The 22147-nt window shown below is 65.4% G+C and carries 14 protein-coding genes; 12 read left to right on the top strand and 2 right to left on the bottom strand.

Annotated features, from left to right (window positions below; all coding sequences use genetic code 11):
* Window positions 1–284: 284 nt before the first annotated feature.
* The 3 genes from pth2 (at window position 285) to KHZ24_06265 (ending at window position 3060) form a co-directional block, all read left to right on the top strand.
* Window positions 285–698: an aminoacyl-tRNA hydrolase gene (pth2, locus tag KHZ24_06275; protein MBS5450805.1), complete on the top strand. Its 414-nt coding sequence runs from the start codon at window positions 285–287 to the stop codon at window positions 696–698.
* Between the two features lie 117 nt (window positions 699–815).
* The gene (locus KHZ24_06270) at window positions 816–2009 is read left to right on the top strand and encodes an ATP-binding protein (GenBank protein MBS5450804.1); all 1194 of its coding nucleotides are present in this window, start codon (window positions 816–818) and stop codon (window positions 2007–2009) included.
* A 118-nt stretch (window positions 2010–2127) separates the two neighbouring features.
* Window positions 2128–3060 (top strand): LysR family transcriptional regulator, encoded by a 933-nt coding sequence (locus tag KHZ24_06265; GenBank protein ID MBS5450803.1) that lies wholly within the window; start codon window positions 2128–2130, stop codon window positions 3058–3060.
* Window positions 3061–3235: 175 nt separating this feature from the next.
* Here KHZ24_06265 and KHZ24_06260 read toward each other — a convergent pair whose 3' ends face one another.
* Complete coding sequence (locus KHZ24_06260; GenBank protein ID MBS5450802.1) at window positions 3236–5182, bottom strand: FAD-dependent oxidoreductase; 1947 nt, start codon at window positions 5180–5182, stop codon at window positions 3236–3238.
* A 489-nt stretch (window positions 5183–5671) separates the two neighbouring features.
* On the opposite strand from KHZ24_06260, the gene pepF reads away from it, so the two are divergent.
* From pepF to KHZ24_06215, 9 genes are all read left to right on the top strand, one after another.
* Window positions 5672–7501, top strand: coding sequence for an oligoendopeptidase F (gene pepF / locus KHZ24_06255; protein MBS5450801.1), 1830 nt, complete (start codon window positions 5672–5674; stop codon window positions 7499–7501).
* 467 nt (window positions 7502–7968) lie between these two features.
* Window positions 7969–8847, top strand: coding sequence for a DUF362 domain-containing protein (locus KHZ24_06250; GenBank protein MBS5450800.1), 879 nt, complete (start codon window positions 7969–7971; stop codon window positions 8845–8847).
* 381 nt (window positions 8848–9228) lie between these two features.
* Complete coding sequence (gene secA / locus KHZ24_06245) at window positions 9229–11982, top strand: preprotein translocase subunit SecA (GenBank protein ID MBS5450799.1); 2754 nt, start codon at window positions 9229–9231, stop codon at window positions 11980–11982.
* Between the two features lie 12 nt (window positions 11983–11994).
* On the top strand, window positions 11995–13188 hold the full coding sequence (gene prfB / locus KHZ24_06240) for a peptide chain release factor 2 (GenBank protein MBS5450798.1): 1194 nt from the start codon (window positions 11995–11997) through the stop codon (window positions 13186–13188).
* Window position 13189: 1 nt separating this feature from the next.
* Window positions 13190–14089 (top strand): YitT family protein, encoded by a 900-nt coding sequence (locus tag KHZ24_06235; protein MBS5450797.1) that lies wholly within the window; start codon window positions 13190–13192, stop codon window positions 14087–14089.
* Window positions 14086–15084, top strand: coding sequence for a transketolase (locus KHZ24_06230; GenBank protein MBS5450796.1), 999 nt, complete (start codon window positions 14086–14088; stop codon window positions 15082–15084). Before KHZ24_06235 ends, KHZ24_06230 begins: the two co-directional genes overlap by 4 nt.
* Window positions 15077–16036, top strand: a complete 960-nt coding sequence (locus KHZ24_06225) for a transketolase family protein (GenBank protein ID MBS5450795.1) — start codon at window positions 15077–15079, stop codon at window positions 16034–16036. The genes KHZ24_06230 and KHZ24_06225 overlap by 8 nt, the downstream gene beginning before the upstream one ends.
* A 528-nt stretch (window positions 16037–16564) precedes the next feature.
* The gene (locus KHZ24_06220; protein MBS5450794.1) at window positions 16565–20125 is read left to right on the top strand and encodes a helix-turn-helix transcriptional regulator; all 3561 of its coding nucleotides are present in this window, start codon (window positions 16565–16567) and stop codon (window positions 20123–20125) included.
* A gap of 511 nt (window positions 20126–20636) precedes the next feature.
* Window positions 20637–21569, top strand: coding sequence for a hypothetical protein (locus KHZ24_06215; protein ID MBS5450793.1), 933 nt, complete (start codon window positions 20637–20639; stop codon window positions 21567–21569).
* A gap of 54 nt (window positions 21570–21623) precedes the next feature.
* On the opposite strand, the gene KHZ24_06210 is transcribed toward KHZ24_06215, so the two are convergent.
* Window positions 21624–21941, bottom strand: a complete 318-nt coding sequence (locus KHZ24_06210) for a DUF1653 domain-containing protein (protein ID MBS5450792.1) — start codon at window positions 21939–21941, stop codon at window positions 21624–21626.
* Window positions 21942–22147: the final 206 nt, after the last annotated feature.

Genomic DNA, 22147 nt, shown 5'->3' with positions numbered 1-22147 from the left:
GCGGGTTTTGTTGCTCACCGGGTGACCGACGCTGAGACGAACCCTAGGCGAGTCGGAGGTGTCCCGCCATCGCCGCAACGTCGTGAACCAGGGGTGAACCGGATATCACCGCAATGGGGTGATTACAGGATGACCTGCGGTTTTATGGCGCTTTGGCCACGCGGGTACCGCGCGGCGGCAGGGAGATACGTCGGGTGGAGGCTACAATTTGCGGGCGAGTGAAGAAACGAGAGAAGCCGTCAGGGGAGGACACCGTGCCGAACGGGAACTACAAGGCCAAGCAGATGATCGTGATGCGCCGCGACCTCAAGATGCGCAAGGGGAAGATTGCCGCGCAGGCCGGCCATGCGTGCGTCGAGGCTACGCTGCTGGCGCTGCTGCGCGACGGCAAGCTCGACGAGCTGCGCGCGACACCGGAGCTCGACTGGATTTTCGTTGACGAGCCGGAGGACGTCGAGCCCACGCCGGTCGTTGACTGGTTCAACGCTGGCGTGGCCAAAGTGTGCGTCTACGTGGACTCCGAGGAAGAGTTGCTCGATCTGCACCGTCGCGCAAAGGAGCTCGGCTTTATCTCGGCACTCATCCGTGACGCCGGTCACACCGAGTTCCACGGCGAGCCTACGTACACCTGCCTCGCCCTTGAGCCCCTCTATGCCGACCAGGTGGAGCCCCTCACCGGTGAGCTGCCGCTGTACTAGGAGGCGCAGGCCTGCGGGTGCGCATCCCATGCGCCCGAGGTAAAACCTCTCAATCCATTGAGAACTTTCCGGATAAAAGGTAAAATTCTCAATAGACTGAGAGGTTTGGAGGCTCTTGTGATAGATAGGCCTTTGTATCTTGATCGCCTACGCCGCTGGAGGGATAAAGATGTCATCAAGGTGGTGACAGGCGTTCGCCGTTGTGGCAAATCCACCCTATTGACTCTTTTTGCTGATGAGCTGCGGGCCGAAGGTGTCTCTCCTGATCGCATTATCACCATCAACCTGGAGCGACTCGAAAACGAGGCGCTGCTCGATTACCACAGGCTGCACGACGAGATCCTCTCTCGGATTCAGCCGGGCGTCATGAACTATGTGTTCATCGACGAGGTTCAGAACGTCCCTGAGTTTCAGCGGGCGGTCGATAGCCTGTATACGCGACGTAATATCGACCTCTATATCACCGGGTCGAATGCCCTGCTGTTGGGTGGGACGCTCGCCACGCTGCTCTCCGGACGCTACGTCGAGATTACCATGCAGCCTCTCTCATTTTCCGAATACATTTCGGCGATAGGGGAGGGCTTGTCCCTGACGCGCGCCTACCGTCGCTATATCTCTCAGGGGGCATTTCCTGCTACGGTGGAGTTTGGCGAGGATCCCCTGGCACTCTATGATTACCTTGAGGGCATTCTTAATACGGTGCTTTTCAAGGATGTGGCACAGCGGCTCAACATTTCGAACACGCTGGCGCTGGGGGCACTTACGACGTTTTTGTTCGACTCTATTGGCAACCTGGTATCTACCAAACGGATCAGCGACTGCCTCTGCGCTCAGGGAAGCAAAATATCTTCCAACACGGTGGGGGAGTATCTATCCGGTTTGGCGAACAGCTTCGTTTTCTATCCCGTCAAACGGTTTGACATCAGAGGAAAGCGTTTGCTCAAGCTGCAGGAGAAGTACTACGCCGTTGATATGGGCATGAGGCGTGTTGCCCTGTCGAACCAAGTGCGCGACACGGGTCGAATCCTCGAGAACGTGATCTTTCTTGAGCTTCGACGGCGTTATAGCGAGGTGTATATCGGTCGGGTGGGTGATCTCGAGGTCGACTTCGTGGTTAACGGCCCTGAGCCGCTGTATGTGCAAGTGGCGGAGACGGCGGCTACGGAGGGGACGCTCGGGCGCGAGCTGGCGTCACTGACGGCCATTCGCGATAACCATCCCAAGCTCCTGCTAACGCTCGATGACATGGATCCCCAGTCGCACGATGGCATCATCCAGCAAAATGCGCTTGAGTGGCTAATGGAGGCGTAGTTCCACTAGGAGGCGCTTGCTTTGATGATGGTTTTACTCGGAACGGTAGCTGCTTTGTCATTCGGCGCCGGCGTATGATGGGGATGTCGCCGCTCTCGTATCGAGCATAGGGGATGCCATGAATGACTGGCAGCTGCAGGCGTTTGTGAAGGTGGCAGAGTGTGGCTCAATCGGCGCCGCCGCCAAGGAACTTTTCGTGTCGTCCCAGGCACTCCAACAGCAGATAAACGCGCTCGAGGGGGAGGTCGGCGTACGGCTTCTCAATCGGTCGCGTCGGGGTTGCGTGCCTACGGCGGCAGGCGTGACGTATCTCGACTGGGCGCGGCGCATCCTTAGCGAGCGCGATGCCATGTTCGAGGCGGTGAGGGGCGCCGCTGCCCGTGATGCCTCGACCATCACGGTTCTTCCAAATGATGCCCTCGTGGGCGACGCACTGTACCTCGACGTTATTAGCGACTACGTTGCGCAGAATCCCGGCGTATCCGTTGACTTGCTTCCGCCGGGCGGCGCTCTCGGGACGGTTGACGTCTCGTCGAGCGAGATGAGCGAGGACTGCGGCGTAGAGTTTCGCGAGCTCAACTGGGTGCCGGCGCATTGCTACCTCGTCATGAGCGCGCATAGCCCCCTGCTCGGACGCAGATCGGCCGAGGGGACACTGTCGCCCGAAGACCTTGCGGGGGAGCTTGTCCTGGAGCCACCACAGCGTTTGTCGGCTGGCATCGAGCCCACCAGCGTCACGCGCCTGCGAGGGCTGGCTCGCATGGACGCGCGCGTCTCGGTGCGAGGGATGGGGTACGTGAGCAGCCGGCTTGTCTCTGAGCGGTGCGCATATCTTTCGTATGGGCCGCTGCAGCTGACGAGCGACAGCCTGGTGCAGGTGCCGCTGGCGGACTCCGAGTTTCGCTACGTCGTTTACATCCGGGCGGATGCGTCTGAGCGCGTCGCTGACTTCGGCGCGTTCATGAAGGAACGCTATACCCGGGACTGGGCTGCGTACGAGAGATTCGTGGCGACGTTCTCCGCGCCAAAGGACGCGACCCCTCCGCGGTAAGGGCGGAGCGCCCAAGTCCTACAAGAAGGCGCCGACCGGAGCGTGTGGACTGGCTCCGGCTGGCGCCTGGTTTTTGACGCGGGACGTGTTGGATGTGCGAGTTGTGAGGGGCACGCGCGTGTGTCGCACCGCGTGGTGCCAGCACCGAGCGCCCTCACAGCGGTACGAAAGCGCCTTACTTGCTGGCCTGCTCAATGCAGTCGGAGACGGCAAGCAGAAAACCGCGGCTTGTGAGCGTCGCACCGGTGATGGCGTCGATGTCAGCGCTCTGCTGCTGCACGACGCGCTCGCTGAGCAGCTCGATGGCCGTTGTACCGATGTGCGGGGTCTCGGCGTTTTCGCCGGCCGCGACGCTCAGGATGGCGGTGTCGGAGAACTCCACGCTTACGGGAATCTCGCCGTTGCGACCGGCTCCCGTGGCCTCGTAGGTGCCGGCAACGTAGCTGCCGTTGGGCTCGACAGCTTCGGGTGCGGGCGCCGTCTTCGCCTCGACAGGCTCGTCGGTCCAGGCGTCGAGCGCGACGATGGAGCGCGCCGCCTTGCGACCCCAATGCACCGTGCCCAGAATTGCCCAGCCACACGACGGATAGAACGGGCCGCACCACATGCCGGACATAATGGTGCCGGCAGCGTAGAGGCGCGGGATCGGGTTGCCATTTACGTCGAGTACGCCCGCCTCTGCATTGGTGCGTAGGCCGCCGTGAGAGCCCATCGTCTGAGGGATGTAGGGATAGGCATAGAACGGCCCCTGTTCGATGGTGCCGAAGTCGGTGCGCCGGTCGAAGTCGGGGTCGCTGCCGCTCGTGGCGATTTCGTTCCACCGTGCGACAGTCTGCTCCAGCGTGTCGGCGGGCACGCCGATCTTGCCGGCCAGCTCCTCGATGGTGTCGGCGGACTGCACCAGGGCCGCGTAGGGGCTCTCGACTGAGGTGTGCACCACGGAGATGACGTCGTTTGCCATGTTGGCGGCGTCCTGGATGGCCCAGACGCCGATGGGGTCGTCAGCGGCGTTCCAACCGGTGGCCATGGCTTCCTGGTACACCTGGGTGTTCACGAAGCCCCAGAGCGCGTCTTCCTGCACGAAGCGCTTGCCGCGCTTGTTAACGAGGATCTTGCCGGGAATGGGCGTCGAGAGGTAGGGGTTCGTGTAATCGACGCCGTTGTCGGTGTTGGTGTAGTAGCTGCCGACGCCGCCAAAATACATAGCATCGAGGATGACGTTGGACATCGTGAGGGCCAAATCTGCACCGATCTCCTGTGCCATGCGAATGCCGTCGCCGGTGTTGGCGGGGTGACACGCATAGGAGTTGGCGCGGTACTTTTCGTCGAGGCATAGGGCCCAGTAGTACATGTGGTTGTAGCGGCGATTCATCTCCTTGTTGGCACCGAATGATGCGGTTGCCAGAACGACGCCCTTGTTGGCACGGTAGACGTTTCCGTCTACGTCCTGCACGCCGATGACCTCACCGTTTTCGACGATGAGGTGCACGACCTCGCGCTCGGTCTTTATGCGGATGGCCTGGATCTCGGATACGGTGCGGCGCAGCGTTCCGAAGTGACCGTTATCGTCGGTCTCAACCAGTGTGTGGTCCCAGTGCGAGCGCGGACCCCAGGAGGTCTCGGTGTCATAAGCCCACACGGGCGGGATGACATCGCAATTGGCGTAGACGCGCCCCAGGTCGCGCATGAAGCTCACGGCGTCGGGCGATGCCAGACACATCTCGCGAATCATCTCGACATCGCCGTGGCCCTGTGCGTAACGAACCTGCTGCTCAGCGAAGGCCTCGGGTGTGTCAGTCGTGCACCCGGCGAGCTCTTCCTCCTCGGGGGTGCCGGCGGCCATGATCATGCCGTTGGACAGCTGGGTATCGCCGCCGCAGAAGCCAGCCTTCTCGAGCACGAGCACCGATGCGCCGGCGCTGGCTGCTTCGATGGCTGCGCAGAACCCCGCGCCGCCTCCGCCGACAACGATCAAATCGGCAGCATCGGCCCACTCGCGGGAGGTCACGCCCTCGTTGGCGAGCGCCGTGTGGGCCTGCTGGCTTGCGCTAACGGCCAGTGCGCTCGCCCCAGCCGCCAGGGCGGCGCCCGCTACGAAGTTACGCCTTGTTACCCGTTCCATTTCGTCCCCTTTCTCCGGAATTGCTGTGGCTGATTCCATTGTGGGAGCGGTCTTTCACGCGGAGAAGACGAGGCTTGCTTGTCACCTGGCAAGTAAAACCTGTCATATGCTTCTGCCATGTAAAATCGCGCGCCCCGTATGCATCCTGTTGCATACGGGGCGCGCTTCGCATCGGTGCCCGTGGGGTGTGTCGCTCAATTCGGATGTCGAGTGCACGTTTCTTCCGGGCAGTACCGTGCGTCTTGAGTTTAAACCTAGCTCGATATGGTAATTTCACCTGCGCGTTTAATGCACGCCACGCATCACACGGGCTGCCCTCTTGCCGCTCGCTCTATAGAAATGTGCACAAGAGGCCTCTTCTGCGCAGCGGCCGCCCAAGAAACGTACACTTGACGCTGATCTTGCGCACCATGCTCCTCCGACACGCCCCCGCGCGTCCATCCGGGCGTATGCCGGGGCTCCACCGCGATCAGAAAGGCAGCCTTCGCTATGTCTGACCAGCCCGGCACGACCTCCGCTCTTCCCACGTTCGCCTCGCGCGACGAGATTGACGCTCGCTATCGCTGGGACCTCTCCAACATGTACGCTGACGACGACGCGTTCCTTGCCGCGCTCGAAGCGGCCCGCGCCTACCCCGAGCGCATCGCGGCCCAGCGCGCCACGGCGACCGCCTCTGCCGCGGGCCTGCTGGCGTACCTGCGCCTGGACGACGAGGTGTCCGTCGAGCTCTCCAAGCTCGCCAACTACGCCCAGCGCAAGTCCGACGAGGACACGCGCGTCGCCCGCTACCAGGACTTTACCTCGCAGGTCGTGACGCTGTGCGTCGCCGCCAGCGCCGCAGGCTCGTGGTTCACGGCGGCCGTGCTTGCCATTGATCCGGCCGACCTCGCGCGCTTCTACGAGGAGGAACCGCAGCTCGAGCTCTATCGCCGTGCCCTCGACCGCATCCTGGCCCAGCGCGACCACGTTCTCTCGCCCGCTGAGGAGGAGCTGCTCGCCCGCGCCGGCGAGATGGCCGCCCAGCCCGACGCCATCTACTCGATGTTCCACGACGCCGACCTCACGTTTGCCGACGCCGTCGACGCGAACGGCGAGAAGCACCCCGTCACCCACGGTACGTTCGTCCCGCTGCTCATGAGCCCCGATCGCACGCTGCGCCAGTCGGCGTACGCCTCGCTGTACGGCACGTACCGCCAGTTCCGTAACACGGCCGCTGCCATCCTGGCTTCGCAGCTCAAGCAGCTCAAGTTCTTCGCCGATGCCCGTCGCTATCCCACGACGCTTGACGCCGCGCTTGCCGACACCGAGGTTCCCACGTCGGTCTACCACAGCCTTATCGACACCGTACATGCCAACCTTGGCTCGCTGCACGCTTACACAGCGCTGCGCAAGCGCCTGCTTGGCGTCGACGAGCTGCGCTTTTGGGACCTCTACGTCCCGGTCGTTGACAGCGTCGACATGCGCTTCACCTACGAGGAGGCGTGCGACATCATCGTGCAGGCCCTAGCGCCGCTCGGCGAGGAGTACCTGGCCATCGTGCGCGAGGGCCTCGCGAGCCGCTGGGTCGACGTCTACGAGAACCCCGGCAAGCGCAGCGGCGCCTACTCTGCCGGCGGCTTCGGCATGCACCCGATGATCCTGCTCAACTTCCACGGTACGCTCGACGATGTGTTCACGCTCGCCCATGAGATGGGCCACTCCGTTCACACGTACCTCTCGTCGCACGCCCAGCCGGCGCGCTACGCCGACTACGTCATCTTCGTGGCCGAGGTGGCGTCCACCTGCAACGAGGCCCTGCTCATCGACTGGTTCCTCAAGAACCGCGCCGACGACCCTCGCGTGCGGGCCTATCTGGTCAACCACTACCTCGAGATGTTCCGCGGCACGCTGTTCCGCCAGTGTCAGTTCGCCGAGTTCGAGCTGGCCGCCAACGAGCTCGTGGCCCGCGGCGAGGGCGTGACCGCCGAGGCCCTGAGTGCCATCTATCGCAAGCTCAACGAGGCGTACTTTGGCCCGGCTGCCGTCGTGGACGACGAGATCGCCCTGGAGTGGGCCCGCATCCCGCACTTCTACTACAACTACTACGTCTACCAGTACTCGACGAGCTTCGCAGCGTCCGTGGCCGTGTCGCGTCGCATCCTGGAGCAGGGCGCTCCGGCCGTCGCCAGCTACCTGGACTTCCTGCGCGGCGGCTGCTCGAAGACCCCCATCGAGCTGCTGCGCGGGGCGGGCGTTGACCTCTCGACGCCCCAGCCCGTCCAGGACGCTCTCTATGTTTTCGCGAACCTGGTGCAGGAGCTGGACGAGCTCACGCGCTAATCGACCTGCGTGGCTGTCGACCACAGCACCCCATCTGTGGCGTTCCCCGGTGGCTCACGTATTCCAATACGCGTCGCCACCGGGCGCCTTGCATTTGGGGCACTGTGGCGCCAGCTAACGGCGTAATCGACCTGCACGGCCGGCGACGAGGCACCCCATCTGCGGCGTTGCCCGGTGGCTCACGTATGTCCAATACGCATCGCCGCCGGGCGCCTTGCATCTGAGGCACCTCGCCGCCGGCTAACGGTGTAGCCAACCTGCATAGCTGGCGACCACGACGCCCCATCTGCGGCGTTGGGCCGGGGCTTGCGTACTTCGTGTACGCCGCGCCCCGGCCCGCCTTGCATCTAGGGCACTGTGGCGCCAGCAAACGGAGCCGTTGTACCTACCGCTTGACCCTGGAGCGCGCTCCACGGGTATAGTTGCTTTGTATGCGCTTCACGCCAATCCGTTCCCAAGGAGGTCCCATGAGCACCGAGAAGCCCCGCGTGTACTTCTCCCGCATCATCACGCCCGAGAAGGTCGTCGAACTGTACGACAAGCTGGGTGTCGAGCTGCCCGGCAAGGTCGCCGTCAAGGTTCACTCCGGCGAGCCCGGCAACCAGAACTTCCTGCGCCCCGAGTTCTGGAAGCCGATGGTCGACAAGCTGCAGGGTACCGTCGTCGAGTGCAACACGGCCTACGAGGGTCGCCGCAACACGACGGAGAAGCACCTCGACGCCATCAAGGAGCACGGCTGGAACGAGTTCTTCGCCTTCGACCTGCTCGACGCCGAGGGCCCCGATCTCGAGCTGCCCATCCCCAACGGCCTGCGCCTCAAGAAGAACTTCGTCGGCAAGGATCTGGCCAAGTACGACTCCATGCTCGTGCTGTCCCACTTCAAGGGCCATCCCATGGGCGGCTTCGGCGGCGCGCTCAAGCAGCTCTCCATCGGCGTGGCGTCCTCGTACGGCAAGGCGTACATCCACGGCGTCACCGTGCCCGAGAACATCTGGACGGCCGACCACGATCAGTTCCTCGAGTCCATGGCCGACGCGGCGTCGTCCGTTGTCGACTTCTTCGCCCAGCGCGGCGGCATCGCCTACGTCAACGTCATGAAGAACATGTCCGTTGACTGCGATTGCTGCGCCGTTGCCGAGGACCCCTGCATCGCCGACATCGGCATCCTCGCCTCGCTTGACCCCGTCGCCATCGACCAGGCCTGCCTCGACCTCGTCTATGCGAGCGACGATCCCGGCCGCGATCACCTCGTCGAGCGCATCGAGTCTCGCAACGGCGTCCATACTGTCGAGGCCGCGGCGGCCCTGGGCTTTGGCTCCCGCGAATACGAGTTGGTCACTCTGTAACGGACGGCTGGCGACCAGAGCACTCCATCTGCGGCGTTGGGCCGGGGCTTGCGTACTTCGTGTACGCCGCGCCCCGGCCCGCCTTGTATCTGGGGCACTGTGGCGCCAACTCGCGGTGTAGCGGTGTCCACCTCTATAGTCCGAGTCAGCGGCGAGGCGCCCCAGATGCAAGGTGCCCGGTGGCGATGCGTATTGGAACATACGTGAGCCACCGGGTAACGCCGCAGATGGGGCGCCACACGCCCCGCCAGCCCTCTGTTGTTTGTCGGCAGAGGCGGCAGGCGCGTCATGCTGGCGGAATAGCGCCTGGCCTCGTGTGGTACATTGACCCTGAATGCATATCCACCGTAGGCGACCGGTTTCCACCACTCTAAGGACATCATGGCTAACTTCTTCACCAAGCTGCTCTCGTTCGGCGCCGACAAGGAGCTCAAGCGCTTCGAGAAGCAGGTCGTGCGCATCAACGAGATCGAGCCGCAGTTCACCGCGCTCTCCGACGATGACCTGCGCGAGAAGACTTCCGAGTTCCGTCGACGCTATGCGAACGGCGAGACGCTTGATGACATGCTGCCTGAGGCGTTTGCCAACTGCCGCGAGATGTCGCGCCGCATCATGGGCATGCGCCACTTCGACGTGCAGCTCATCGGCGGCATGGCGCTCAATGCCGGCATGATCGCCGAGATGAAGACCGGCGAGGGCAAGACGCTCGTCGCCACGCTGGCCGCCTACCTCAACGCCATCTCGGGCAACGGCGTCCACGTCGTCACGGTGAACGACTACCTGGCCAAGCGCGACAGCGAGTGGATGGGCCAGCTTTATCACGCCCTGGGTCTCGACGTGGGCCTGCTGCAGAACGGCATGCCGCTCGGCGACAAGAAGCCGGCGTATCTGGCCGACATCACGTATGGCACGAACTCGGAGTTCGGCTTCGACTACCTGCGCGACAACATGGTCTCGCGCGCCTCGGATCGCGTGCAGCGCGGCCACAAGTTCGCCATCGTCGACGAGGTCGACTCCATCCTCATCGACGAGGCGCGCACGCCGCTCATCATCTCGGGCGCAGGCACGCGCTCGAGCGATACGTACAAGAAGTTCGCCCACGCGGTGAAGATGCTGCACGAGGGCACGGACTTCGAGATGGACGAGGCGAAGCACCAGATCGTCGCCACGGACGAGGGCCTGCACAAGGTCGAGGTGCTCGTCGGCATCGAGAACATCTACGACGATATCTCGGGTCAGCTCGTCAACCACCTGCAGCAGGCGCTCAAGGCCCAGTTCATGTACCACCGTGACAAGCAGTACGTCGTCCAGGACGGCGAGGTCAAGATCGTCGACGAGTTCACGGGCCGCATCATGGACGGCCGCCGCTGGTCCGAGGGCCTGCACCAGGCCGTCGAGGCCAAGGAAGGCGTGCTGGTGCGCGAGGAGAACCAGACGCTGGCCACGATCACGCTGCAGAACTACTTCCGCCTGTACGACAAGCTCTCGGGCATGACGGGCACGGCCCTAACGGAGGACGCCGAGTTCCGCCAGATCTACAAGCTGCCCGTCCAGCCCATTCCGCCGAACAAGCCCATCGCCCGTAAGGACCTCGACGACCTCGTCTATCGCACGATCGACGCCAAGTTTGCCGCCGTCGTCGAGGACGTCATCGAGCGTCATGCCACGGGCCAGCCCGTGCTTGTGGGCACGGTGTCCATCGAGAGCTCCGAGCGTCTGAGCCGCCTGCTTGCCAAGCGCGGCATCAAGCACGAGGTCCTCAACGCAAAGCATCACGAGCGCGAGGCTGCCATCGTCGCACAGGCGGGCCGTCTCGGCGCCGTCACGATCGCCACGAACATGGCTGGCCGTGGCACGGACATCTTGCTCGGCGGCAACGCCGAGTTCCTCTCGCGCGACATGCTGCTCCAGCAGGGCATCGTCCCCGAGGAGGCCACTGAGGAGCAGAAGGCTGCCGCGCTCGCGCAGGCCAAGGAGATCTGCTCCGGCGAGAAGGAGAAGGTCAAGGCCGCCGGCGGCCTGGCCGTCATCGGCACGGAGCGCCACGAGAGCCGCCGTATCGACAACCAGCTGCGCGGCCGCTCCGGCCGTCAGGGCGACCCGGGTTGCACGCAGTTCTACCTCTCGCTGCAGGATGACCTCATGCGCCTGTTCGGCGGCGACAAGATGGACAGCATCGGCGCCATGATGCAGAAGATCAAGATGCCCGATGACATGCCCATCCAGGCCAAGCTCGTCACGAAGTCCGTCGAGGGTGCGCAGCGCAAGGTCGAGGACATGAACTTCGCCGCGCGCAAGCAGGTGCTCGAGTACGACGACGTCATGAACAAGCAGCGTCAGACCATCTACACCGAGCGCAACCAGATCCTCGATGGCAAGGACCTCACAGAGCACGTCGAGGACGTCATGCGCGACACGGTCGAGCGCCGCGTGCAGGAGTTCCTGCCGGAGCGCGGCACGGAGGAGCAGCGCGACGTCGAGGGACTCGTCTCGTGGGCAAGCCAGCTCACGGGCGTCAAGGAGCCCGAGCTCGCCATCGATCCCGACAATCAGACCACCGAGGAGATCGTCGACACCGTGCTCGCCTTCGTCGACAAGACGTACGAGACGAAGGCGCAGGGCCTGGGCGAGGAGATGACGCGCACGCTCGAGCGCCAGGTCATGCTGCGCGTCATCGACACGCGCTGGATGAACTACCTGCAGGACATGGACTACCTGAAGACGGGCATTTTCCTGCGCGGCTACGGCCAGCGCGACCCGCTCGTCGAGTACAAGGAGGAGGCGTACCGCTCGTTCGGCGAGCTCGTCGACACGATGTACGAGGACTTCCTGCGCACGATCCTGCGCATCGAGCTCGCGGCGCGCCCCAACGTGAGCCCCGTCACCGCTCCCGGCGTTGCCATGCCCTCGCCGCTGGCCGGCGTGCGCTACTCCGGCCCGGCCGAGGTCGACGGCGACGCGGGCGGTCGCAATCGCCTGCGCCCGGCAGGTGCGAACAACGCCGCCGCAGGCCAGGGGAAGGCTCAGACGTACGTCAAGTCGGAAAGCGACCCGTACGCCAACGTCGGTCGCAACGATCCCTGCCCGTGCGGCAGCGGCAAGAAGTTCAAGAACTGCCACGGACAGAACAGGTAGGAGCACACGTACATGGCCGTCGAGACCCACACCGTCGAGTCCCATGCCGGGGAGGTAGCCGCTCTGCGCCAGCGTCTCGGCGAGGTCGAGCGCTACCTGTCCATCGATGCCAAGCGCGCCCAGCAGGCCGCGCTCGAGGGCGACTCGGCCAAGCCGGGCTTCTGGGATGACCCCCAGGCAGCCCAGCGTGTCATGGGCGACATCGCACGGCTGCGCGAGGACATCAAGGCGTACGATGACGCCGTCGACCTGCTCAACGAGGCGGCAAGCGCTGACGAGCTCGCCGTGGAGGCCGACGACGAGGAGACGGAGCAGTATGCGCTCGAGATGATCGCCCAGCTCGACAAGACGCTGGACGAGCTCGAGCTGGCGAGCTGGTTCACGGGCGAGTTCGACCACGCCGACGCCATCGTCACCATCAAGCCCGGCCAGGGCGGCCTTGAGTCGCAGGACTGGTGCGAGATGCTGCTGCACATGTACCTGAAGTACTGCGAGCAGCGCCGTTGGAAGGTCAAGGTCAACGACGCTCCTGTCGGCGAGATCATCGGCCTCGACCGCGCGACGTTCACCGTGAGTGGCAAGGACGTCTACGGCATGCTCAAGGCTGAGGCCGGCGTTCACCGCCTTGTGCGTATCTCGCCGACCGATGACAAGAAGCGCCGCCAGACGTCGTTTTGCGGCGTCGAGGTGCTGCCGATTCTGCCTGACGATATCGAGGTCGACATCTCGCCCGATGACGTGCGCATCGACGTCTATCGCTCGTCGGGCCCCGGCGGCCAGGGCGTCAACACGACGGACTCCGCCGTGCGCGTGACGCACCTGCCAACGGGTATCGTCGTGACGTGTCAGAACGAGCGCAGCCAGATCCAGAACAAGGCCACGTGCATGCAGATCCTGCGCTCGAAGCTGTACGAACTCGAGCAGGAGAAGCGCGCCGCCCAGATGGACGAGCTGCGCGGCCCGAAGCGCGACGTGTCGTTCGGCAACCAGATCCGCAGCTACGTGTTGTTCCCGTACCAGATGGTCAAAGACCTGCGCTCCGGCTATGAGACAAGCAACGTCGACGCCGTGCTCGTTGACGGCCAGCTCGACCCGTTCATCGTCGCGTACCACCGGTGGCGCGTCCACAACCAGACGCAGGCCGCTGCCGAGCAGGCTGCGGCCGAGCGCGAGGCGCGCCAGGCCGACGAGTCGGAGGATCTCTAGCATGGCGGGGGGCGCTCGCGTGCGCATCCCACAGCAGCTGCGCGCTTCTGGTAAGGACTACCTCACCATTGCGCTCGGCACGCTCGTGACGGCCATCGCGCTCGACTGCTTCCTCGTACCGGGGCAGCTGGCGGCAGGCGGTGCGTCGGGCCTTGCTACCATCATCTACTACCTCTCGGAGCAGACGCTGGGCTTCGCCATTCCCGTCGGCATTCAGACGCTCGTCATGAACGCCATCCTGATGATCCCTGTGTACCTCTCAGGCGGCCTGCGCTACGCGTCGCGCACGATATTCGGCATCGTCACGCTGTCGCTGTTCACCGACGTGCTCGCCCCGTTCGTGCCCGAGCTGGCGACGAGTAACGTGCTGCTGGCGGCCCTGTGCGGCGGCCTTGTGTCCGGCCTGGGCCTCGGTCTGGCCTTCCGCGTCGGCGGCAACACGGGCGGCACCGACATCGTCGCCCAGCTGCTCGCCAAGCGCACGTCCATCTCGGTGGGCACGTGGATGCTCATCGTCGACGCGGTCATCGTGCTGCTGTCTGTCCCGATGTTCTCCATGGAGACGGCCCTGTGCGCGGCGCTGACGATCGTCATCACGAGCATCGTCATCGATTACGTTGTCGACGGGCCCTCCACGGAGAAGGCGGCGTGGATCATCAGCGAGAAGCACGTCGAGATCGAGCAGGTTGTCATGCACCAGCTCGACCGCGGCTGCACGCGCTTTGCGGCAACCGGTTGCTATACCGAGCAGCCCCGCCCGGTGCTGTTCGTGGTACTCTCGCGTAAGCAGATAGGCGATCTCAAGCGTCTGATTGTTCAGATCGATCCCAACGCTGTGGTTGCCATATCTAACATGCACGAGACGTTTGGCGAAGGATTCAAGGAGATCGGAGTCCAATGAGCCCGCAAGCAGGTTCTCAGGAGCACGAGCAGGCATGCGCATGCGCGCAGGCCGCGTCCCAGCCCCCGTCCCCGGCGTTTGACGCCGACAAGGTGCGTGCGGCTGCGGCCCAGATGCGCCGCGACATCGTGACGATGCTCGAGAAGGCCGGCAGCGGCCATCCCGGCGGATCGCTCTCGGCTACGGAGATCGTCGCGACGCTCTACTTCGGCGGCGTGCTGCGCCATGACCCGGCAAACCCCGCCGACCCGAGCCGCGATCGCTTCATCCTCTCGAAGGGTCACTGCTGCCCCGCGCTCTATGCCGCGCTCGCCGAGTCGGGCTACTTCCCGACGGCGTGGCTCGACACGCTGCGCAAGCTGGGCTCGCACCTGCAGGGTCACCCCGACATGCGCAAGTGCCCCGGCGTCGAGGTCTCCACAGGCTCGCTCGGCCAGGGCCTGTCCGTTGCCTCGGGTCTCGCTTTGGGCCTGACGTGGGATGACGCCCAGGGCGCGGGCGCTGATCGCTCCGAGATCCCGCACGTCTACGTGCTCATGGGCGACGGCGAGCTGCAGGAGGGCCAGGTGTGGGAGGCTGCCATGTTCGCGGCCCAGCACAAGCTCGGCAACCTCGTGGCCATCGTCGACAACAACAACCTGCAGATTGACGGTCACCTCCAGGACGTCGTCGACCTGGGCGACATCGCGGAGAAGTTCGCGTCGTTTGGCTGGTACGTCGTCGAGTGCGCTGACGGCAACGACGTGGACCTCGTGCACGAGGCACTCGTCGCGGCCACGGCCGTCGATGACAGGCCGGCCGTCGTCGTGGCGCACACCGTCAAGGGCAAGGGCGTCTCGTTCATGGAGGACCAGGCCGGCTGGCACGGCAAGGCGCCGAACGCCGAGCAGCTTGCCCAGGCCCTGGCCGAGATCAACGCTGCCGCCGAAGCCTGCGGCCTGTCCGTGCCCGCCGTCGCGTGCGGGTGCGCCGAGAAGGGACGTGCCGATGTCTAACATCGCTGCTGAGAGCCAGGACCGTCCCGCTCGCGCGACGCGTGAGGCGTTCGGCGCGACGCTCGTGGAGCTCGCCGAGGCGGGCGTGCCCGTCGTTGCTGTCGACGCCGACCTCGCCGGCTCCACGACGACGGCGAAGCTCGGCAAGTTTGACGCCAAGCTGCTCGTTGACGCCGGCATCGCCGAGCAGGACATGATGGGCATCGCCGCCGGCCTGTCGCTGGCGGGACGCATCCCGTTCACCGGGTCGTTTGCCGTGTTCGGCACGGGCCGCTGCTACGACCAGATCCGCAATACGGTGTGTTACGCCAACCTCAACGTCAAGGTGTGCCCGACGCACGCCGGCCTGTCTGTGGGTCCCGATGGCGGCAGTCACCAGATGCTCGAGGACCTGGCGCTCATGTGCGCGCTGCCTAACATGCGCGTGCTGGTGCCGGCCGACTACGAGGCCGCCTGCGCCGCCATCCGCCTTGCCGCCGCCACGGAAGGTCCCGTGTACGTGCGCATGGGTCGCGCCAAGGTGCCCCAGGTGTACGAGCCGGGCTTCGAGATGACGCTTGGCGGGTCGCGCATCCTGCGCGAGGGTTCGGACGTGACGCTCGTGGCCTGCGGTGTCGAGGTCGATGAGGCCATGCGCGCCGCTGGGGCTCTCGCGGCCGAGGGCGTCTCCGCCGAGGTCATCGATGCCTACTCCATCAAGCCGCTCGACGAGGCGACGATTGTGGCGTCGGCTCGCAAGACGGGGCGCGTCGTGACGTGCGAGGAGCACAACATCGTGGGCGGTCTGGGCTCGCGGGTGGCCAGCGTGCTCGCGCAGCAGGCTCCGACGCCGATGCGGCTCATCGGCACGCAGGACGTCTTTGGCACGTCGGGCGAGTTTGGCGAGCTCATGGCGCACTACGGCTGCGACGCCGCCGCCATCGTGGCTGCGGCCAAGGAGCTGCTGGCGTAAAGAGCGTGCTTTTGCGGGTGCGATGGGCGGGTGCCTCTCGATGCGAGGGGCGCCCGCTTTTTTGTGGCGCGCGGGGGGCGTTTGGGGCGCGTGCTGCCGGTGCTGCTGGGGCGTGCGGCTACAAAATCGCGCGTTGTGAATTCGGCTGCTACGTTTTGGTGCGATATGTACGATTGCGGGCCGTGTTGCGGTTCGTTGGCGCGCGTATGAGTGGGAAAGCCGCAGGTGGGCGATGCGGAAGTATTCCTAGTAATGCAATTGTGTCGTACATATCGACACGTTTTGTATCAGCGAAATTCACGAGGCGGCATTTTGTAGCAGATAGCGTGCCGACTGGCGGAGCCCGGCGAGAGAAGGTGCCGGCTGACGCCATCATCGCAGGTGACGCGCGTAGTCAGGTACGCGTGCCCCCAGAGTGAGACCCCTGACTACATGGCTCTGGCGGCATCGTCGTGGCTCGAATGCTATATCTGAGAAGGCTACGATGGAAGCGCTCTGGCGCGGGGCGGCGGCGAGGGGGTCGGTGCGATGGCGTGGATGCGGCGGGTCGCAGGCGTGGTGTGGGGCCATCGTCTCGAGGCGCTCTGCTGCCTGTGGTTCTCCGTCGTGACGGCCATGCCGCATCTGTCGCGCAGCGAGTTTCTCCTGTTCTTCTCTCCGAGGTCGGCCGACGGCACGTTCTCGTGGTCATCGGGGACGGTTTCCTTTGGGGCGACGTATGGGTTTGTGTTTCTTGGCCTGTTGGCCGGTCTGTGGGTGGCGTCTCTTCCACCGGTAAGCATGACGCTGCGGACGGGCCGCGTTTTGCGCCGAACACTGTGGGTTGTGGGTGTCCTGACGACGGCGCTGTTTGTGGGCGACGTCTTGGGCGCAGACGTCCCCATTAGGGAGCTGGCGTATGCCTGGGGGCTGGTTCCCTCCCCGGGCACGGGTCTCTGGCCTGCCGGCATCCCTGCGTGGTACCTGGGATACTCGATGGTGACGGCGTGGATCGGGCAGCACCGCGCCCTCCTTGTGGCGGTGAGCGGCTTCGCATGCGGAGCCTGTGGTTGGGCGATTGCGACGCGTCGTGCCGATTCCGGGGCGCAGCGGCCTGGCGTCGCTGGCCATGCGAGTGCGTGGTTGGGCATGGTGGAACTCGCTTCTCTGCTGATGGGCCTGACGCGGGCATACGCCGGCGCGCTGCTCCTGCCGCATCCCGCGTTTCCTCTACCCCTCATGGGCGCCGACAAGATGTTGCGCCCCGAATACGCTTGGGTGGATCCCACGCTTGCGTTTGCGTGGGTGCCTTTTGCGCTCGCGCTTGCTGTTGCCGGGACGCTCATGGCCGTGCTGAGTTCGGGATGCCAGGGGCACGGCGCTCACGCTGATGGGAGCGCTGCGATTCTTTACCCCGAGCGCATATTGCTGGCGGTGCTCGTGCCGACGGGTGCGGGGGAGCTCATATTCCGGCTGGCGGGACGACTCTACCCGCCGGCGCTTGGGATCGGGCAGGGCGTGGCGATCGTGAGCCTGGTGCTCTATGTCGGCGCGGCCGCGGCGCTCATCGTGCTGCTTGCGCGGAATCTTGGAAGTGCGCGTGTTGCCTGCAGAGAGGCGCGCTGCGACGGCGCAGGGCGCGGAGGGCAGTCGTCTGTCGACGACGTGTCAGACGGGCTTGCGGACAGGGGCGTGACGCCCCCTGCTGCGGGCGGCGCCGGACTGGATCTCGAGGTGCCGGGCGGCGGCGCGGTTGGGGAGGCGGGGATCGCTGGCTCCGTCGGCTCAGCGGCCTCGGGGAACAAGGGATGCTCCCCATACGCGTCGGCACGCTGGATGGGAGCGGTTGCCTCGCTTGGAGACGGGTCGGATCTTGTCCGGGAGACGACGGAGCCCGCATCGCGCCCGGAGGCCGAAACCGCAGGTGATGTCAGGGCTCTGCTCGCCGATGCGCTGCCCTATGCGGCGCTCGCTCGGCTGACGGCCTGGGGGCTGACCGACAACGAGATCAACGCTGTGAGGGCGCGTGTCGTGGGCCTGACGTCGCGTCAGGCGTCCGATGCGCTGGGCATCCAGCCGTCGACGGTGCGCGCCTATGGCCGACGCGCCTGCACGAAGGCTGGCGTTGCGACGCTCGACGAGCTCGTGGCGGCGCTCGGTGTGGAGTGCCGGGCGTTGGAAAGCGCCGCTGACCTGCGTGTTTTTGAGCTGGCGGCCGGTGCGGAAGAGGCGGGCGCAAACGTCCCGGAGCGCTCCTCGGCTGCGATGCCTGGCACCCGGCAGGACGATCGGGCGCGAGACGCCGCAGGTTTGGATGATAACGGGCGCTTTGGGCTGGGCGGAGGGACGCGCTGCGCTCTTGCCCAGGCTGCTCGCGTTTCCGGCGTGGCGGGCGTCGGGATCGTTGGCCTGCTGACGCTGCTGCCCTATGGCGTCATCGCCAGTGCGTGGGGAATGGTGTGGGAGACGGCGTTTGGCGTCGGGCTCGGCTTGCTCTTGTGGTTTGCCTGCTCGCGCTTCGCCCTTCGACGTCGTAACACTGGCGGGCTACCTGCCTGGCTGGGTGCCGTCGTGTTATCGGCGCTGCTCGTCGCATCGACGTTTGCGCTCGTGTGGTGCCAGGGCAGACCGGGCGACCTTGGCAATGTCTTTGGCGGGCGCAGCGGCGGGTGGGCGCTCGTCGTCGGTTCCACGGCTCTCGTTGCGACCTGCCTGCTCGCGGCACTTGATTGGTTGGCAGGTTGGTGGGTGTCCACCCGGTCCTTCGAAGCTGTGCAAGGCGTCCGCGTCGCGCGGAACTCGGGCGAGCGCGCACCCGTGCGCCCCGCCCCCGAGGACGCTGCGGAGTGCGAAGGTGCCGGCGACGCGGCCGATGATCCGAGTCGGCCTTGCGCGTCACGTGCCGGACACCCGTCTCGGACGGAGGCGGATGGCGAAGATCCTGCGGGCACCGATGCCCCCCGGCTTCCGCGGTTTCCTCGCGCACAAGGACGTTTTGGCGCGCTTGGCAGTGGACATCCTATAGGCGTCAATGGCGCCTCCCCGTGCTCGCGCTCTGTCTGTTTACGGGGTCGCCTCGACGCGCTGCTATCCAACGTGCGTGTGGGCCTCTCCGAGGCTCTTGTACTTGTCCTCATCGGCGCAGCTGGCACGCTTGCGACCTGCGGTCCTGCGGTGCGAAAGACGCTCATCGGGGTGGCGCTCGGGATGGTGGTCATCGGCCTGTTCGGGGCGAGCAGGGGCGGGGAGCGTCGCGCGTCCGGGCCCGTGGCCCGTGCGCTCGCCCGGCCCGTCTCTGGCGGCCTGGGGTGCATGACATTGGCGCTTGCTGCCGTGCTGCCGCTGGCGTGGGAGGAGCTGTGGCGGGGCCGGACATTCGCCTCGCTCGAGGTGCCGTGCGCGTATTTCGTGCTGGTGCTTGCCGTCTTTGGGGTGGGATGGCTGTGGGCCGTGCGCCCGAAGGCCCGGCTTGCCTGCGTGGTCGCTGCGGCGTTCGGCGTAGGTATTGCCGCGCTGGAAGGGACGCTGTTCGGGCTTGTTGCTGGGGGAGCCTTGCTCTGCCTCGTTACTCTGCTGATCCCGGGGTGTGTTTCGGCACCTGAGAAGACTGACGGTCTGGGGAGTGAGCAACGGGCGTGGGCCTGGCATGCGCCGGTCCTCATGCTTTCCGCCGGCTGCTTCGCGGCGGTGTATGCCGCGAACGTTTATGGCACTGCGTTGTTTCGCCAGGGTAGCGGCGCCGTGTTTGGTGGCCAGGAGGGCTACGCGCTGTTTGTGGGCACCATCGTGGGGATATGCCTGGTTGTGCTTGCGCTCGGGTGGATCGCTGCCTGTGTGCTGCGCGAGTGCGACGCCCGAGCGGTTCGCCTTGCCCCGACGCCTTCGCAGGCGACGCGACTGCGCGGCTATCTGGTGGGCCGGGGTCTGCGTGAGCTGGAAGTCGACGTGGCGCTGCTGACGGCCTCGGGTGCCAGCGCGGCGCAGGTGGCGCAGTCGCTCAGCTATGCGCGCTCCTCCGTGGCCTCCGCTCGCCGCGAGGCCTATCGCAAGCTGGGCGTGCACTCTCGCGAGCAGCTCGTCACCGTTCTTCAGGCAGTTCTCGCCGCATAGGAGGACGGGGATCCGCCTAGAGCGTGGTGCCCGCGCCGTGCCCGCTCGAGAGGCGTCCACGTTCGCGCACGATCCGCCGCGTCGCGCCTCACTCGGTGGATGGCGCACGCTTCGGGGAGCTCCCGTGCTTGCACCGTGCATTGCCTGAGAGGCGGCGCGTATGCGAGGCGTCCTCGCACGGCCGCGCCGCCCGGATGGGATGTCGTCACGGTGTCCGATTCCGTAGCATGCGGTGCGACGCCCGGTGCAATCAAGCGACGCATGGTGCGCCGCAAGGCGGAATTCACCTCGAAGTCATCAACAAACATGCAGGTCAGACCTGTAGTCACGCGTCGGCATGCGCTCCCTCTTGCCTGACGGCAGACGGCGCGGCTTCGTCGTGCAAGCCTAGAGTCGGACACGCCCAAGGCGAGGCGGGGCGCGTCTGACAGAAGCGCCCATCCGTTCTCGGCGCGCTTCGCTCCCCATGGAGTGCCGTTCCCTATCGCCTCGACGAAAAGGAGGAGTCCCCATGAAGGCAAACAATACGACCCCGACGATGTCCGCCGCTCCTGCCCGCATCTCCGAAGCTGTCTCACGCCGTCGCTTTGTCGCAGGCGCCCTTGGCCTGGCCGGCGCCTGTGTCGCGGCGTTTGCGGCCCCGCTCGTGGCGCGCTCCGCGTTTGCTGACCCGGCCGCGAGCATCGTGGACGGGGCCGCGGCGTCCGCTCGAGACGGCATGGTCAACGGTCCGGCGGATTCGGCTCGGGCTGATGATCCCGACGGCCTGTATTTCCTGCGTAACGAGATTCCCATGGGCCAGACGGTCGCCCTGAGCAACGAGACGGATCCCAACTCGACGCCCGACCAGGTGAACCACGGCCTGGGCTGGGAGGGAACGATGGAGGTCACGGTGAACTCCGCGACGCTCTATCAGGGCTCGTTCAATGTCGATGAAGACCTCAACAAGCTCGACCTCGGCTATATCGCGCAGGGCAAGCCCGGTGGGTTGAGCGACTGCGAGTACGAGTGGACGGACTGGCGCCTGCTCATCGTCAGCCTTTCGATGACGAACGTCGATGCCGTGACGCCGGTGCAGGCCGCGCGCGACGCGAATGACCCCGACCAGAAGGCGGACTTCTCGACGCTGCCCGAGGACATGTTCAAGGACTTCAACATCGGCTCGTGGCGCCTGACGTCGAAGGAAATGGGCGCATACGACTCGATTGTCGCCACGTTCAGCGGCACGAAGGACGATCCCGGCATGGGAGAGGTCTATCACTACCAGCTCGAGCCGGGCGAGAAGAAGGACTTCCTCATTGGGTACTGGGTGCGGGTCGATGCCGACTTCTCCGGGCTCTACCTGATGGACAACGTTGACGGCCAACTGCCCAACGGCAACTTCTTCAAGCTCGACGTTGTGGCGGCCAACGCCGAGGCTGCCGAGGGCACGAGCCTCGCGTAAGGCAGGTCAAGGCGGGCGGCGGGCGGGTCTCGTTTCTGCCCGCCGCCCGGATGGCTATCGCCCGAGCTCTGCGAGGTCGGCGGATGTGGCGGGCTCGAAGCGCCAACGGGTGGCTGTCTGCGGGTACTTCTCGTGGTCGACCTCGCTGAAGAACAGCGCGGCCGGACGCACCCACGTGCCAAACGGCGGGTAGAGGGCCTCGTACACGACGAGGTCCTCATCCGTCTCTGTGTGGCGAGCGAATGCGAGGATGCGATAGAGGTAGCGCTGGCTGCCGTCGGCTACGTTTTCGCGCTTGAAGTTGCGCACGATGTCGCCGACGTGCAGGCCGTGCCTATCGATGGCTTCCGGGCTCTCGACGCTTGCGTCCATGGGACTCTCCCCCTCGTGTAGGGCGGCTGCGGGCCCCTGTGGGCCTTGCATTGCCGCGCGTTGCGACCATTTTGCACGCGCGGGGCCGGATCGTGGCCAGGAATCGAGCTCGGGGGATGCGGCAGATTTCTTGGACCAATCCTACACCGGCAGGCCCAGCCTCGCCCTCCTGCCGTCGATCGTCTCGTAGCGGGTCCGGGTGCGCC

It is taken from the genome of Coriobacteriia bacterium (genome assembly GCA_018368455.1).
Lineage (GTDB): Bacteria > Actinomycetota > Coriobacteriia > Coriobacteriales > UMGS124 > JAGZEG01.
The sequence above is the reverse complement of the archived record's forward strand: the minus strand, read 5'-3'. Positions and strand labels throughout refer to the sequence as shown.